The organism is Amycolatopsis sp. NPDC102522, from assembly GCF_055584485.1.
This window is the reverse complement of record NZ_JBVJLY010000010.1, coordinates 20,554-33,994: the sequence shown is the minus strand read 5'-3', so window position 1 is coordinate 33,994 and position 13,441 is coordinate 20,554. Positions and strand designations below refer to the sequence as shown.

Sequence of the window (13,441 nt, the reverse complement as noted above, 5' to 3'; positions counted from 1 at the left end):
CCGGATGGCCGCTCCGGCCGTGTGTATGGGCATGACTGCCGAACTCCCCTCCCGCCGCACCGTCCTGACCACCGGGGCCGCCGTCGCCGGCGCGGCCGTCGGTGCCGTGGCCCTCACGGCCTGCGGAAGCGACACCCCGTCGGCCGGCTCGGCCGCCGCCCCGCCCGCCGCGGCGGGCGAGACCCTGACCGCGCTCGCCGACATCGAGGTCGGCCAGGCGAAGGTCGCCAAGACCGCCGACGGCAAGGACGTGATCGTCACCAGGACCGCCGAAGACACCGCGGCCGCGTTCAGCGCGATCTGCACGCACCAGGGCTGCGCGGTCGTCCCGGCCGGTGCGGAGCTCAAATGTCCCTGCCACAGCTCGATCTTCGACGCGAAGACCGGCGCGGTCAAAAAAGGACCGGCGGACCAGCCGCTGCCCTCGATCGCGGTCAAGGTCACGAACGGCCAGGTCGTCACGGCCTGACGAACATGCGAAAGGTCCCTTTAGGACGGAATTCCCGTCCTAAAGGGACCTTTTCGATCTGAAGGTTTCAGCTGTCCCAGGTGAAGATCGGGTCGCCCGGCTCGACGTCGCCGCCGGTCAGCAGTCCCGAAAGGACTTCGGCCTTCGCGTCCAGCGCCACCACGGGCACGATCGGCGAGTAGCCGGCGGCCTTGACCGCGTCGGGGTCCCAGCCGACGACCGGCTGCCCGGCGCGGACGGCCTCGCCCTTGACGACGTGGAGGGTGAACCCCTCGCCCTTCTGCTTCACCGTGTCGATCCCGAGGTGGACCAGCACCCCGCGGCCGTCTTCGGTGGCCACGACGAAAGCGTGCGGGTGCAGGGTCACGACGGTCCCGTCGACCGGCGAGACCGCGTCCTGGCGTCCACCCGAGGGTAGGACCGCGAGGCCGGGGCCGACCATCGCCTGCGCGAAGACCGGGTCGGGCACTTCGGTCATAGCGGTCGTCTTGCCGCTTACCGGGCTCAGGATTTCGAGGCTCACATCAGGTCCTCGATGTCGCTGGCGATCGTGTCGGCCTCCGGCCCCACGATCACCTGGACACCCGCGCCCATGCGCACGACACCCATCGCGCCGGCGGCCTTCAGCGCCGCCTCGTCGAGCAGGCTCATGTCTTCGAGCTCACAGCGCAGCCGGGTGATGCACCCCTCCACCTCGATGACGTTCTCGGCGCCGCCGAGCGCCGCGAGGATCTTTTCCGGCCTGTCATCCGCCATCGCGGTCTCCCTGTTCCCTGTCGGTTTCCCACATGCGAACCAGCTGTACTACGCCGTTCGCCGACTCGCACGCCATCCCTGGCCACGAACGCGTAACGGTGGTTGACACCCGCTCGTGCGACGGAGCATCCTGCCCCATCGGATCATTGGTCTAGACCGGAACGTACCAATCTTCCGGACCAGATGCGAGTACGGGTTACCCGAAACGACCGGCCCGAAAGGACGGTGACCGTCATGAGCGCTTCGGCGCAGGTGCCGCCGTCCGACCGTGTGATCAACGGACCGACGCCCAAGCACGCCCAGCTGAGGGAGATTCTGCGCCGCACAGTGGAGCGTGAGCTACCCCCAGGCTCGCCTATCCCCTCGGAACGTGACCTGGCCGAGACCTATCAGGTATCCAGGCTCACGGTCCGGTCCGCGATCGGCAAGCTGGTCGAAGAAGGACTCCTGTCGCGCGTGCGCGGCAAGGGGACGTTCACCGCCGCGAGGCGGATGGAACTGCAGCTCTACCTGATGTCCTTCACCGAGGACATGCGCCGTCGCGGGATGACCCCGACCACGGAGGTCGTCAAGACCGCCACCGAGGTCCCGCCCGCCCCCTCGGCGCACGCCCTCGGCCTGACCGCCGGAACTCCGGCACACCGGCTGGTGCGGCTCCGCCGTGCCGACGGGGTGCCGCTCGCGGTCGAACGAGGCTGGTATCACGCGGGCCGGATGCCCGGTCTGCTCGACCTCGATCTCACTCGATCGTTGTACGTCCAACTCGCCCAGTCGTATGACCTCCGCCCGGACCACGCGTGGCAGACGGTCTGGGCCGAATCCGCGGACCGCGAAACGGCACGCCTGCTCGGCATGCGCGCCGGCAGTCCGCTTCTTGTCTTCCGCCGGGTCTCCAGCGTCAACGGGGAACCGATCGAAGACATGACTTCCTGGTACCGGGGCGATCACTACCAGGTCACCATGCAGCTTGACCGGAACACCCCGGATTCCGGTCATCATCCTCACTACGGAGGTACCCGATGAGCTCCACCACCGCGGAGGGGGCGAAGGGCAAGGGCAAGGGACTGGCCGGGCTTCAGCGCTTCGGCCGCAGCCTCATGCTCCCCATCGCCGCCCTGCCCGCCGCCGCACTCCTGTCCAGGCTCGGTCAGCCTGACCTGCTCGGCGAGAAAGGCCTCGGCTGGAACAAAGTGGCCGAGGTGCTCGGCGCGGCGGGCGACTCGCTGTTCAACTGGCTGCCGCTCCTGTTCGCGGTGGGTATCGCGGTCGGGTTCGCCCGGAAGAGCGACGGCGCCACCGGCCTCGCCGCCGTGGTCGGTTTCTTCGTGTTCACCAGCGTCCTCCGGGTGTTCGCGCCGTTCGCCGACCTCCCCGGCTGGAACCCCGAAAAGCCCGCCGGCCTGATGCTCAACCCGATCAAGTGGCCCTACAGTGTGCTGGCCGGTGTGATCGTCGGTCTGGTCACGGCGCTGCTGTGGCAGAAGTTCTATCGCATCAAGCTGCCGCCGTACCTGGCCTTCTTCGGCGGGCGCCGGTTCGTGCCGATCATCACCGCCCTGACGCTGATGATCCTCGCGGTGCCGCTGGGCCTGGTCTTCCACTGGGTCAACGAGGGCATCCAGGCCGCCGGTGAGGCGGTCACCGGGTCGCCGGTGGTCGGTGGCGGTATCTACGGTGTGCTCAACCGCCTGTTGATCCCGGTCGGTCTGCACCAGCTGCTGAACGTGCCGGTGTGGTTCATCTTCGACGGCGGTGACCTCACCAAGTTCTTCGAGGGCGACCCGACCCGCGGCACCTTCATGACCGGGTTCTTCCCGATCTTCATGTTCGCCATCCCCGCCGCGGCGCTGGCGATCTGGCAGAGCGCGAAGCCCAGCCAGAAGAAGATCGTCGGCGGTGTGATGATCGCCGGTGCGCTGACCTCGTTCCTGACCGGTGTCACCGAGCCGATCGAGTTCTCGTTCATGTACGTCGCGTGGCCGCTGTACCTGATCCACGCGGTCCTGACCGGTACCTCGATGGCGCTGGTGAACGCGCTCGACATCCACCTCGGCTTCGGGTTCTCCGCCGGCGCGATCGACTTCGCGCTCAACAGCACCCACCCGGCGGCGAGCAAGGCGTGGCTGCTCATCCCGATCGGCCTGGCCTACGCGGTCATCTACTACGTGATCTTCCGTTTCGTGATCACCAAGTGGAACCTGCGGACCCCGGGCCGCGAGGACGACTCGATCGAGGCCGACCTCGAGGCCACGGCGGCCAAGCCCGCCACGAAGTAAGCTCAGTTTCAAGAAAACCGAAGGCACGAAAGGGAAAGAACATGCCGGAGAAACGCGTCACCGTGGCCAGCAAGGTGGGCCTGCACGCCAGGCCCGCGGCGACGGTCGCCAAGGCGGCCGCGGCGCAGCCCGTCGCGGTGTCCATCGCCAAGGCGGGCGGCGACCCGGTCGCGGCCGGCAGCGTGCTGAACCTGATGACGCTCGCCGCCGGTTACGGCGACGAGGTCATCATCAGTGCCGAGGGTGAAGGTGCCGAGGCGGCCGTCGACGCCATCGCCGAGCTGGTGGCGACCGACCTCGACGCCTGATCCCCATCCCTGCGAAGCCCGGGCCGCCCCGACCGGCCCGGGCTTCGTAGGGTGTGGGCATGGAAAGCCTGCGCGAGATCGAACAGTGGCCGACGGACACCGCTGCCACGGCCGTGGTGACCGCCGCCGGTGACGTGCTGGGCACGCACGGCGACACGACGAAGGTGTACAAGCTGGCGTCGGTGACCAAGCCGCTCACGGCCTACGCCGCGCTGATCGCCATCGAAGAGGGCGTCGTCGAACTCGACACCCCCGCCGGGCCGGAGGGCTCCACGATCCGGCACCTGCTCTCGCATACTTCGGGACTGGCCTTCAACGAGCACAAGGCGATGGCCGCGCCCGGCAACCGGCGCCTGTATTCCAACGCCGGATTCGAACAGCTCGCCGACGCGCTCACCGAGCACTCCGGCATCCCCTTCGCCGACTACCAGGCGGAGGCGCTTTTCCAGCCGCTGGGCATGAAGTCGACCAAGCTCGCCGGTTCGCCCGCCGCGGGCGCGGAGTCCACTGTGGACGACCTGGTCGCGTTCGCCGCCGAACTGCAGGCCCCGAAGCTCATCGCCGCCGAGACGGTGCGCGAGGCGACTTCCGTGGTCTTCCCCGGACTTTCCGGCGTCCTGCCCGGTTTCGGCCACCAGAAGCCGAACGACTGGGGCCTCGGCTTCGAGATCCGCGACCACAAGAGTCCACATTGGACCGGGTCGTCGAGCTCGCCGCGGACCTTCGGCCACTTCGGGCAGTCCGGCACGTTCCTCTGGGTCGATCCCGACGCCGGTGCCGCCTGCGTCGCGCTCACCGACCGCGCCTTCGGCCCGTGGGCGGCCGAGGTGTGGCCGCCCTTCACCGACGCGGTGCTCGCGGAACTGCGCGGCCTCACTCCATGACGCGGATCGGTGCACCCGCCTGGAAGGCCGCGATGTCCTCGACGGCGTCGCGGTAGAAGATCTCGTAGGTCTCCCGGGTGACGTAGCCGATGTGCGGGGTGAGCACGACGTTGTCCAGCGTCCGCAGCGGATGCTCCGACGGCAGCGGCTCGACGTCGTAGACATCCAGCGCGGCGACCGCGATCTCCTTGCGGCGCAAGGAGTCCACCAGGGCGGCTTCGTCCACGATCGGACCGCGCGAGGTGTTGACCAGCATCGCCGTCGGCTTCATCGCGGCGAGTTCGGGCGCGCCGACCAGCCCCCGGCTGCGACGGCTGAGCACCAGGTGGACCGAAAGGACGTCCGCGCGGGCGAACAGTTCGTCCTTCGACACCGCCGTCACGCCATGGGGGTCTGCCTTCTCCTGGGTCAGGTTCTGACTCCAGGCGATGGTCTCCATCCCGAACGCCTGGCCGATCTTGGCCGCGCCCGCGCCGAGCCTGCCGAGCCCGAGCAGGCCGAGGGTCTTGCCGGACAGGATCGTGCCGACCGTCGTCTGCCAGCCGCCCTCGCGCATGTTCGCCGACTCCACCGGCACGTTCCGCGCGGCGGCGAGGATCAGCGCCCAGGTGTGCTCGGCCGCCGGGGCCGCGATGTAGCCGGTGGAGGAGACGACCACGCCGTTGCGCCGGGCGGCGGGCACGTCGATCGCGGCGTTGCGGTGGCCGGTGCTCACCAGCAGTTCGAGCGCGGGCAGCCGGTCGAGCACTTCGGCGGGGAAGCGGGTGCGCTCGCGCATCGCGACCACGACCTCGAAGTCCCGCAGGCGGGCCACCACGTCGGCCGGATCCGCGAATGGCGTCGTGAACACCTCGACCTCGGCGCCGAGGGAGTCCCAGTCGGCGTAATCGAGTGCCACGTTCTGGTAGTCGTCGAGAATCGCGATCTTCATGGTGACCAGGCTAAAACAGGCTAGGGTCGGGCGCCGAAGACCATCCCAAGGAGGCACCCGTGATCCTCGAGTTCCGGACCTACCGGCTGAAACCCGGGTCGACCGCCGATTTCCTTCGCGTGATGGGTGAGGAGTCCATCCCCCTCCTGGAAAGTGCGGGACTGCGCGTCATCGATTACGGTCGTTCCTTGGTCGCCGAGGACGGTCGAGAAGAGGCCTTCCTGATCCGCGCGTTCACCTCGCTGGAAGAGCACGAGCGCCAGGAACGCGAGTTCTACGGCAGCGAGGCTTGGCTGAAGGGGCCGCGCGAGGACATCGTTTCGCGGATCGAGAGCTACCACACGATCGTCATCGAGACCTCCGCAGCCGCCGTCGAAACACTCAGACGGGCTTGACGAAAAGGACAGCGAGCATGGACGTGGACGAGGGAAGAATCCTGGCCTGGACCGAGGCCGAGCGGCTGAGCTTCGCGGACCTGCTCGAAGAACTCGACGAAAAAGACTGGTCAGCCGACACGCTGTGTCCGAAGTGGACTGTCCATGAACTGGCCGCCCATCTGGCGCTGTCGCCCAGGACCGGTCTCAAGGACACCATCGTCGGCGCCATCAAGGCCAGGGGCGACTGGGACCGGATGACCGCCGACCAGGCGATCGAGCACGCCACGCGGTTCACCTCCGCCGAACTCGTCGCCCAGATCCGCGAGGACGCGGGATCGGACCACCGCTCCCCCGGCGCCAAACCGATCGACCCGCTCGCCGACGTCCTCATCCACGGTCAGGACATCGCCCGGCCGCTGGGCCGGACCAGGCCCATGCCGGAACAGCCGGCGATCGCGGCGCTCGAACACATCCTCGCGAGCCCGTTCTGGGGCGCGCGCAAACGCTGCAAGGGCGTGAAGATGATCGCCACGGACGCCGACTGGTCCGGCGGTTCGGGCTCCGACGAGGTGCGGGGCCCGCTGGCCGACCTGCTTCTCGCGGCGACCGGGCGGGGCACCGGCCTGGCCGCGCTCACCGGGCCGGGCACCCAGCGGATCGGCGCTCACTGCAACCCGCCGGTCGAGGTCTGAGACCTACCGGCGACCGACGAACACGTCGACCCGCACCAGGTGGTGGTCCGAGGCGTCGTTGAGCCGGGCCAGCGGCGAGTCGGGCAGCGGCCAGAACACCTCGGCGCGCCAGGGGAACAGGCCCTTGGACGGCAGGACGTAGTCGATCCGCAGGTTCCCCGGCGCTTTGTCGTTGAAGTCGCCGGTGTCGATGTACGGGTCGCCCTTCTGGCCGATGTTGGCGCCGGCCTGGTCCTGAGCCGCCCGTACGCCGCCTTCGCTGCCCGGCCGGGTCTCGATGACGCGGGGCGCGTTCAGCAGGCGTGAGATCGCGCCGGGGACGCTGTCACCGTCGAGCGGATCGGAGTTGTGGTCACCGGCGATGACGAACTTCTCGTGCGCGCCCAGGCCGCCGCGACGGCCGCGGTCGTCGTGGATGTAGCGGCCCTTGCCCGGGGTCACGTAGTCCGCCCAGAAGCGGATCTCGTCGTTGTTGCGGGTGCCGTTGCGGTCTTCGGGGCCGTCGAAGGTGGGCGGCGTCGGATGCGCGGCCAGGAAGTGCACGGTGGAGCGGCCGACGCGGATCGGGACGTCCCAGTGGGACTTCGACGACAGGCGCAGCACGTCGAGCGCCTGCGGCGAGTACCAGTCGTTCGGTGCCGGGGTGGCCGGATCGTCCGGGAGCAGCGCGCCGGGCATGTCCTTCCAGAGGAACTTCTGGAACGTTCGCACGCTCTTGGTGTCGATCGGGTACTTGGAGAGCACGAGCATGCCGTACTGGCCCTCGAAGAGGCCGAAACCGTGCGCGTCGTTGCCGCCACCGACCTTGCCGTCGCGGTCGAGGTCGAAGCCGGTCGCGACACCGGTGTTCGACGGCGCTGTGAAGGCGTACGGGTAGTCGATCGGCGCCGCGCCGTTCTGGCCGCGCTTCAGGTAGTTCTCGCGGAACAGGTCCGCGGCGCGGTTGTCCGGCACGTAGTCGAACTCGTTGATCAGCAGCACGTCCGGCCGGTTGCGCTGGATCACCTCGGCGACCTCGTCCGCCTGCGCGTTGCCCGGCTGCGACAGGTCGGTCACCAGCTGGCCCGCGGCTCCGCGGTTGAGCGAAGCGTTGTACGTCGCGAAGCGGACGTTCTGTCCGACGCCGGCCTCGGCCGGGGTGGCGGCCAGCAGCGTCGCGGCCAGCAAGGCGCTCGACGTGAGCACGGCGGCGATGCGTTTCACGGTTACCTCCAGAGTCCGGTGCGACCTTACGCAGCTTCAGCGGCCACCTGGGTGAGTTTCAGGTGAACAGCACCACTTGAACGCGTTCAAAATCTGGGCTACGGTTCTTCTTGAACACGTTCAAAAGGAGGTCCCCATGCAACCCGTAGTCGTGGCCTACGCGCTCTACCTGGCCATCACCGTCCCGCTGACCGTGCTGGTCGCCCGCACGCTGAGCAAACACGGCAAGACGTTCCTGGAGGACGTCTTCCAGGACAAGCAGGCGCTGGCGCATTCGGTCAACCAACTGCTCGTCGTCGGGTTCTACCTGGTCAGCCTGGGTTTCGTGACCCTGTTCCTGACCAGCGACGACACCGTCCTCGACGCACGCGACGTCTTCGAGATGCTGTCGGTCAAGGTCGGCACCGTGGCGCTCGTGCTCGGCGTGATGCACGTCGGGAACGTGCTGGTGTTCAACGGGATCCGGCGCAAGCACCTCAACCACGCCGTCGCCCGGCCCGCGCCGGTGCCGCAGCCCTACCCGGGCTATCCGGGCTACCCGGCGCCCGCTCCGCACCCGGCGCCCTGACCGGATAACGTGCAGTGGTGGCGAAGAGTGAGGAAACCAGGTCGCTGATCGTGGCGACCGCGTTGCGGCTGTTCGCCGAGAACGGCTACGACCGCACGACCATGCGGGCCATCGCGGGCGAAGCGGGTGTGTCGGTCGGCAACGCCTACTACTACTTCGCCTCGAAAGACCAGCTGATCCAGGGTTTCTACGACGAGATCGCCAAAGGCCACCTGATCATGGCGCGACAGGCGATCGAAGACGAGCGGGACTTCAGCGCGCGGCTCAAAACGGTCCTGCTCACCTGGCTCGACGTCGCCGAGCCGTACCACCGCTTCGGTACCCAGCTCTTCGTCAACGCCGCCGACCCGGAATCGCCGCTGAGCCCGTTCAGCGAGGAGTCGGCGCCCGCGCGGGAGTCCTCCGTCGGCCTGATGCGCGACGTCATCTCCGGCTCCGACGCCAAACTCGACCCGGACCTGCGCGACGAACTGCCCGATCTGCTGTGGCTGTACCAGATGGGTGTCGTGCTGTTCTGGGTCCACGACCGGTCCACGAGCCAGAAGCGCAGCCGGGTACTGGTGGAACGGACGGTGCCGCTGATCGCGCGGCTGGTGGGGCTTTCGCGGCTGCGGGTGCTGCGGCCGGTCAGCCGGGAGATCGTCTCGCTGATCCGGGACCTCTCGAAGCGGGACGATGCCGCCTGAGCACCTCGTGAGTGGTACGGACGGTTCTAACCGTCTGCACCACTCACGAGGGTGACGATCTCGGCGAGCGCCCGGATCGATGGGACTTGTGCGTCGTCTGTGGCCGGCAAGGCTATTGAGACGAACGGCAAAGTGGGCGGGTCAGTGGCTCCGCGCGATGCCGGACCCGCGGCGCCGACTGTGTGGATTTTGGAGCGTTGGATGACCCGAAATCCACACAGTCCCGCGTGACCGGTCCGGTCGCGAAGGGGGGCTTTCACCGCAGGAGGCTGCGGAGAGGGCCTCGGTCGGGTGGGTCGTGAGTGGTAAGTGTCGTTAGAACGACACTTACCACTCACGAGTGAGTCCCGTAAGACCACAGGTCAGGACTCGCGGACGGTCTTGAAGTACAGGAACCGCGGCTCCGTCCGCAGTTTCGCGTACCAGTGCGGGTCGGAGTCGGCGACCGTCTCCTCCGGCATCGGCTCCACCAGCCTGTCCACGGCGAACCCGGCGTCCCGCACCGCGCCGAACGTCCAGCTCAGCGGCCGCCGGTAGAACTGGACCTTCTGCCGGTACTCCCCCAACGGGAACTCGTCGTCGAGCAGTTCGAGCTCGAAGTAGTTCCGCTTCTCGAACCAGTGCCAGTCCTCGCCGGGGTGGTGCACGGAGAACACCAGGAGCCCGCCCGGTTTCAGCACCCGCCGGAACTCCGCCAGCGCCGGCGCCCACTCCTTCAGGTAGTGCAGCACCAGCGAAGCCGTGATGACGTCGATCGAGGCGTCCTCGACGAACGTCAGCGGTCGCGAGACGTCGGCCGTCTCGAACTTCGCGACGTCGCCGAACTTGTCCCTGGCGACGGCGACCATGCCTTCGCTGGCATCGACGCCGAGGACGTCCGCGCCCCTCGCGGCGAGCAACGCGCTCAGGTGTCCCGCGGCGCAGCCGACGTCCAGCACCCGCTTGCCCGCCACGTCCCCGGCCAGTTCGACGATCGCGGGCCGGTCGTAGTGGGCGTTGGTGCTGCTGGTTTCGGCGTGGGCCGCGTAGAGCCGGGCGAAACCGTCGTACTGGGCGGCGCGCGCCCGTTCGATGATCTCGTCGATCACCTCGGTCTTGGCGTCGGCGTACTGCTGAATGTATTTCCAGGTGCGCGACGCCAGTTCGCGTTTCTTGGCCTCGTAGAGCTTCAGCTCGTCCTCGTGCGCGATCAAGCGCTCGCGGAAGAGGCGATAACGCTCGGTCTGGCCATTGTCCGGCGAGTAGACGTGCAGGTTGATGTTGGTGTCCGGGCCTTTGAAACTGCGGTGCTTCTCCCACTCCGGCTCACGGATGACGAGTTTGTAGCCCTCGGCCTCCAGCTGCGGCACATAGGTGTCTTCGTCGTCCGAATCCGCGACGATCAGCATGATGTCGATGATCGGTTTCGCGCAGAGCCCGGGCACCGATGTGGAGCCGACGTGCTCCAGGACCAGCGCGCGCTCCCCCAGGATCCCCCTGATGCGCTTGGCTTCCCGGTCGAACAGCCCGGGCCACTCCGGATCGTATTCGGCCAGCGTGACGGTGGAATTCAGGACCGGTGCCTGACCGACCCACGCGGCGTCGATGTCTTCTTCGGTGTAGTCGTCTCGATCGGGTTTAGGCATTTGACCCCCTTGTTTCGCTTCAAGGCAGTCGACCAGATTATCGAACCCGGCGGATCTTGTCAGGAGATCGGCAAAGAAAGGATCCCGCCGGTCGCCTCGCGCAGCGCGTCCCGCATTTCGGCTCGCGGCGCCGGCTGCCCGGTGAAGTACTCGGACTGCCCGAAAGCCTGGTGCAGCAACATGTCCAGTCCGGTGGCGAGCTTTCCGCCACGGTCGGCGACGGCTTCGGCGAGCGCGGTCGGCCAGGGGTGGTAGATGACGTCGAGGACACAGCCGATCCCGGCCAGCTCGCTCAGATGCGGCCGGACGGCGTCCGGGGGCACGGTGTTCACCAGCACCGCCGAATCCGCCGCGAGCTTCCCGAAATCGACCTCTGCCCAGCGCAGGACCTCAACATCGAGCCCGGCCCGCTGAGCCGCCTCGACCGTTTCGCCCGCCCGTGCGGGATCCCGCACGACGAGCCGGACCGTGCGCACGCCGAGCGCGGCCAGTCCGACGACGGCCGCCGCGGCCGTCCCACCCGCACCGAGGACGATCGCCGCGTCGTCCACCCCGGGCGAGTACTCCCCCGCGATCCGCAACGCCTCGGTGACGCCGTCGACGTCGGTGCAGTCGGCCAGCCAGCCGGTTTCCCGGCGCACCAGCGTATTCGCCGCGCCGACGGCGGCCGCGCGCGGCGTGACCTCGTCGGCGTACTCCAGCGCGGCCCGTTTGCCGGGCATGGTCACCGAGAACCCGGTCCATTCCGGACCGAGGCCGTCGACGAACGCGGGCAGCCCGGGACCGTCCATCTCGACCCGCTCGTAGGTCCAGCCGTCCAGGCCCAGCGCGCGGAAGGCGGCGCCGTGCAGCACGGGTGAGAGTGAGTGTTCGACCGGTTTCCCGAGGATCGCGGCCTTGCGCTCAGTAGACACCGCGCCTCTGTGCGTCCAGCTTGGCCTTGTCGTGCTCCGCGTTCGTCACCGAGAAGCAGGAGAGCCCGTTCTTCTCGCATTTGACGAAGAACAGCCACTCCCCCGAGGGCGGCTTCAGCGCTGCCTGGATCGCCTCCGCGCTCGGGACCGCGATCGGCGTCGGGGTCAGGCCGACTGACTTGTAGGTGTTGTAGGCGCCCGCCTTGTCCCGTTCTTCGGGCTTGGTGAGCAGGGTCGGCCGGTCGAGGACGTAGTTGACCGTCGAGTCCATCTCGAGCTTCATCTTCTCGTCGAGCCGGTTGTAGATGACCCGCGAGATCTTCCCGAAGTCGGCCTTCACCGCCTCGCGTTCGATGATCGACGCGATGACGAGCGTCTCGTAGGTGGACTTGCCCTCACCCTTCGACTGATCGCTCAGCCCGGCGTTGAGGATGCGCTCCGCCGAGGTCTTCACGACGTCGGTGAGCAGTTCCTCGGCCGTCCAACCGGGTTTGACGTTGAAGATGCCCGGCGCGATGAGACCTTCGAGCCGCCGGTCCTTGTGCTCGGCCTTGGTGGCGGACTCGACCGCCCACGACGGCACGCCCAGCTTCGCCAGATCCGCGGTCTCGATCGTCTTCCGCAGTTCCTCGACCGGGATACAGGTGCTCGTGCCGTTCAGATCCGCGCAGGAAGCCTTGGACAGCAACGTGTACACCCCGGGCGTCACCTTGCCGTCGGGCTGGGTGATGTCGTGGAACTGGGTGTACGGCCGGATCTCGACCTGGCCGACCTTCGACGCGGCGGCGGTCATCTTCTCGACCGCGCTGGCGCCGGACATCTTCGTCTTCATGACGTAGTAGCCCTGCTGGAGCCGCGAGACAGCGGTGTTGTCCTCGCCCGCCTTCACGAACGCCTTGCCGCTGGCGACCACCCCGGCCGCCTGCAACCGGTTGCCGATCGCCGACGTCGAGTCGCCCTTCTGCACCTGGACGAGAACGTCACTCTCGCCGGCGCCTTCGTAATCCTCGTAGCCGAAGATCTCGGTGAAGCCGTAGTAGGCGCCACCGGCGAGCAGGACGAGCACGGTCAGCGCCGCGATCCAGCCCAGCGCGCGCTTCTTCTTGCGCTTCTTGGGCGGCGGGCCCTGACGTTCCGGGCGCTCGTCCTCGATGCGCTCGGGCTCGGCACGGTCGTCGTCCTCGAAGCCCTGCTCGTCTTCGTATTCCTCGTAGTCGTCGTACTCGTCATAGTCGTCGTACGCGTCTTCGCCGAAGATCTCGTCGTATTCCTCTTCGCTGCCCTGAGGCGGCGAAGCAGGAGCGGCACCCGGGCGCCGGGCGATCGGCGCTTCCTGGATCGCGGGGATGATGTCGGTCGGCCGCTCGTCCGGGAGCGGGCCGTCGTCCTCACGGCGCCTGCGGCGGCCGGGACGAGGGGGCTCGTCCCGGTCGTAGGCGGGCATGCCAAGACTCCGGTCACCCGGCTGGGGGGACCGCCGCTGCGGTGCGGGAGGCGGGGGCGGCGGTGTGGCCGCGGGTTCCGTGGCCCGCCGGTGCGGGGCCGGACGCTGCGCCCTGGGCGGCGGCTCCTCGGCGGCCCGCCGGGCACGCTGAGGCGGATCTTCCGGGGACCGGCGCGCACGGGGCGGCGGTTCGTCCGCCGCACGCCGCACACGCGGCGCGGGCGGAGCCTCCGGGGGTTCCTGCCGGATGTGCCGTCGGCCCGTCGGCTGGGGTTCGGGCCTGCGACGGGACGGAGCCGGTGGCGGGG

General features: G+C 68.4%; 15 protein-coding genes and 1 pseudogene. 9 read left to right on the top strand and 7 right to left on the bottom strand.

Annotation, left to right across the window (positions count from 1 at the left end; translation table 11 throughout):
- Window positions 1-31: 31 nt before the first annotated feature.
- Window positions 32-469 carry a QcrA and Rieske domain-containing protein gene (locus tag ACZ6YV_RS23365; protein ID WP_465511635.1) on the top strand — a complete coding sequence of 146 codons (438 nt, stop codon included), beginning with the start codon at window positions 32-34 and terminating at the stop codon, window positions 467-469.
- Between the two features lie 67 nt (window positions 470-536).
- On the opposite strand, the gene ACZ6YV_RS23360 is transcribed toward ACZ6YV_RS23365, so the two are convergent.
- Both ACZ6YV_RS23360 and ACZ6YV_RS23355 read right to left on the bottom strand, forming a co-directional pair.
- On the bottom strand, window positions 537-992 hold the full coding sequence (locus ACZ6YV_RS23360; RefSeq protein WP_378237769.1) for a PTS sugar transporter subunit IIA: 456 nt from the start codon (window positions 990-992) through the stop codon (window positions 537-539).
- A pseudogene (locus tag ACZ6YV_RS23355) lies at window positions 989-1,234 on the bottom strand (PTS sugar transporter subunit IIB); the annotation flags it as partial. The pseudogene ACZ6YV_RS23355 and the gene ACZ6YV_RS23360, both read right to left, overlap by 4 nt.
- Before the next feature lie 225 nt (window positions 1,235-1,459).
- Between ACZ6YV_RS23355 and ACZ6YV_RS23350 the strand changes: the two are divergent.
- From ACZ6YV_RS23350 to ACZ6YV_RS23335, 4 genes are read left to right on the top strand one after another with little or no spacing between them, the layout of a single operon-like run.
- Complete coding sequence (locus tag ACZ6YV_RS23350; protein WP_191254040.1) at window positions 1,460-2,248, top strand: GntR family transcriptional regulator; 789 nt, start codon at window positions 1,460-1,462, stop codon at window positions 2,246-2,248.
- Window positions 2,245-3,501: a PTS transporter subunit EIIC gene (locus ACZ6YV_RS23345; RefSeq protein ID WP_465511634.1), complete on the top strand. Its 1,257-nt coding sequence runs from the start codon at window positions 2,245-2,247 to the stop codon at window positions 3,499-3,501. Before ACZ6YV_RS23350 ends, ACZ6YV_RS23345 begins: the two co-directional genes overlap by 4 nt.
- A gap of 41 nt (window positions 3,502-3,542) precedes the next feature.
- Complete coding sequence (locus ACZ6YV_RS23340; RefSeq protein ID WP_076163675.1) at window positions 3,543-3,809, top strand: HPr family phosphocarrier protein; 267 nt, start codon at window positions 3,543-3,545, stop codon at window positions 3,807-3,809.
- Window positions 3,810-3,868: 59 nt separating this feature from the next.
- Complete coding sequence (locus tag ACZ6YV_RS23335) at window positions 3,869-4,693, top strand: serine hydrolase domain-containing protein (RefSeq protein ID WP_465511633.1); 825 nt, start codon at window positions 3,869-3,871, stop codon at window positions 4,691-4,693.
- On the opposite strand, the gene ACZ6YV_RS23330 is transcribed toward ACZ6YV_RS23335, so the two are convergent.
- The gene (locus tag ACZ6YV_RS23330; protein WP_465511632.1) at window positions 4,683-5,624 is read right to left on the bottom strand and encodes a D-2-hydroxyacid dehydrogenase family protein; all 942 of its coding nucleotides are present in this window, start codon (window positions 5,622-5,624) and stop codon (window positions 4,683-4,685) included. The genes ACZ6YV_RS23335 and ACZ6YV_RS23330 overlap by 11 nt on opposite strands.
- Window positions 5,625-5,683: 59 nt before the next feature.
- Here ACZ6YV_RS23330 and ACZ6YV_RS23325 point away from each other — a divergent pair, with 59 nt between their 5' ends.
- Entirely contained in the window at window positions 5,684-6,019 is a 336-nt protein-coding gene (locus ACZ6YV_RS23325; protein WP_465511631.1) for an NIPSNAP family protein, read from the top strand.
- Window positions 6,020-6,036: 17 nt separating this feature from the next.
- On the top strand, window positions 6,037-6,693 hold the full coding sequence (locus ACZ6YV_RS23320) for a maleylpyruvate isomerase family mycothiol-dependent enzyme (protein ID WP_465511630.1): 657 nt from the start codon (window positions 6,037-6,039) through the stop codon (window positions 6,691-6,693).
- Between the two features lie 3 nt (window positions 6,694-6,696).
- On the opposite strand, the gene ACZ6YV_RS23315 is transcribed toward ACZ6YV_RS23320, so the two are convergent.
- A complete protein-coding gene (locus ACZ6YV_RS23315) occupies window positions 6,697-7,896 on the bottom strand; it encodes an endonuclease/exonuclease/phosphatase family protein (protein ID WP_465511629.1) in 1,200 nt (399 codons plus the stop codon).
- 136 nt (window positions 7,897-8,032) lie between these two features.
- Here ACZ6YV_RS23315 and ACZ6YV_RS23310 point away from each other — a divergent pair, with 136 nt between their 5' ends.
- Window positions 8,033-8,464 carry a hypothetical protein gene (locus tag ACZ6YV_RS23310; protein WP_465511628.1) on the top strand — a complete coding sequence of 144 codons (432 nt, stop codon included), beginning with the start codon at window positions 8,033-8,035 and terminating at the stop codon, window positions 8,462-8,464.
- Window positions 8,465-8,481: 17 nt separating this feature from the next.
- The gene (locus tag ACZ6YV_RS23305; RefSeq protein ID WP_465511627.1) at window positions 8,482-9,150 is read left to right on the top strand and encodes a TetR/AcrR family transcriptional regulator; all 669 of its coding nucleotides are present in this window, start codon (window positions 8,482-8,484) and stop codon (window positions 9,148-9,150) included.
- Between the two features lie 362 nt (window positions 9,151-9,512).
- On the opposite strand, the gene ACZ6YV_RS23300 is transcribed toward ACZ6YV_RS23305, so the two are convergent.
- From ACZ6YV_RS23300 to mltG, 3 genes are read right to left on the bottom strand one after another with little or no spacing between them, the layout of a single operon-like run.
- The gene (locus tag ACZ6YV_RS23300; RefSeq protein ID WP_465511626.1) at window positions 9,513-10,775 is read right to left on the bottom strand and encodes a GrpB family protein; all 1,263 of its coding nucleotides are present in this window, start codon (window positions 10,773-10,775) and stop codon (window positions 9,513-9,515) included.
- Between the two features lie 59 nt (window positions 10,776-10,834).
- Complete coding sequence (locus tag ACZ6YV_RS23295; RefSeq protein WP_465511849.1) at window positions 10,835-11,665, bottom strand: shikimate dehydrogenase; 831 nt, start codon at window positions 11,663-11,665, stop codon at window positions 10,835-10,837.
- A 13-nt stretch (window positions 11,666-11,678) separates the two neighbouring features.
- A complete protein-coding gene (gene mltG, locus ACZ6YV_RS23290) occupies window positions 11,679-13,133 on the bottom strand; it encodes an endolytic transglycosylase MltG (protein WP_465511625.1) in 1,455 nt (484 codons plus the stop codon).
- Window positions 13,134-13,441: the final 308 nt, after the last annotated feature.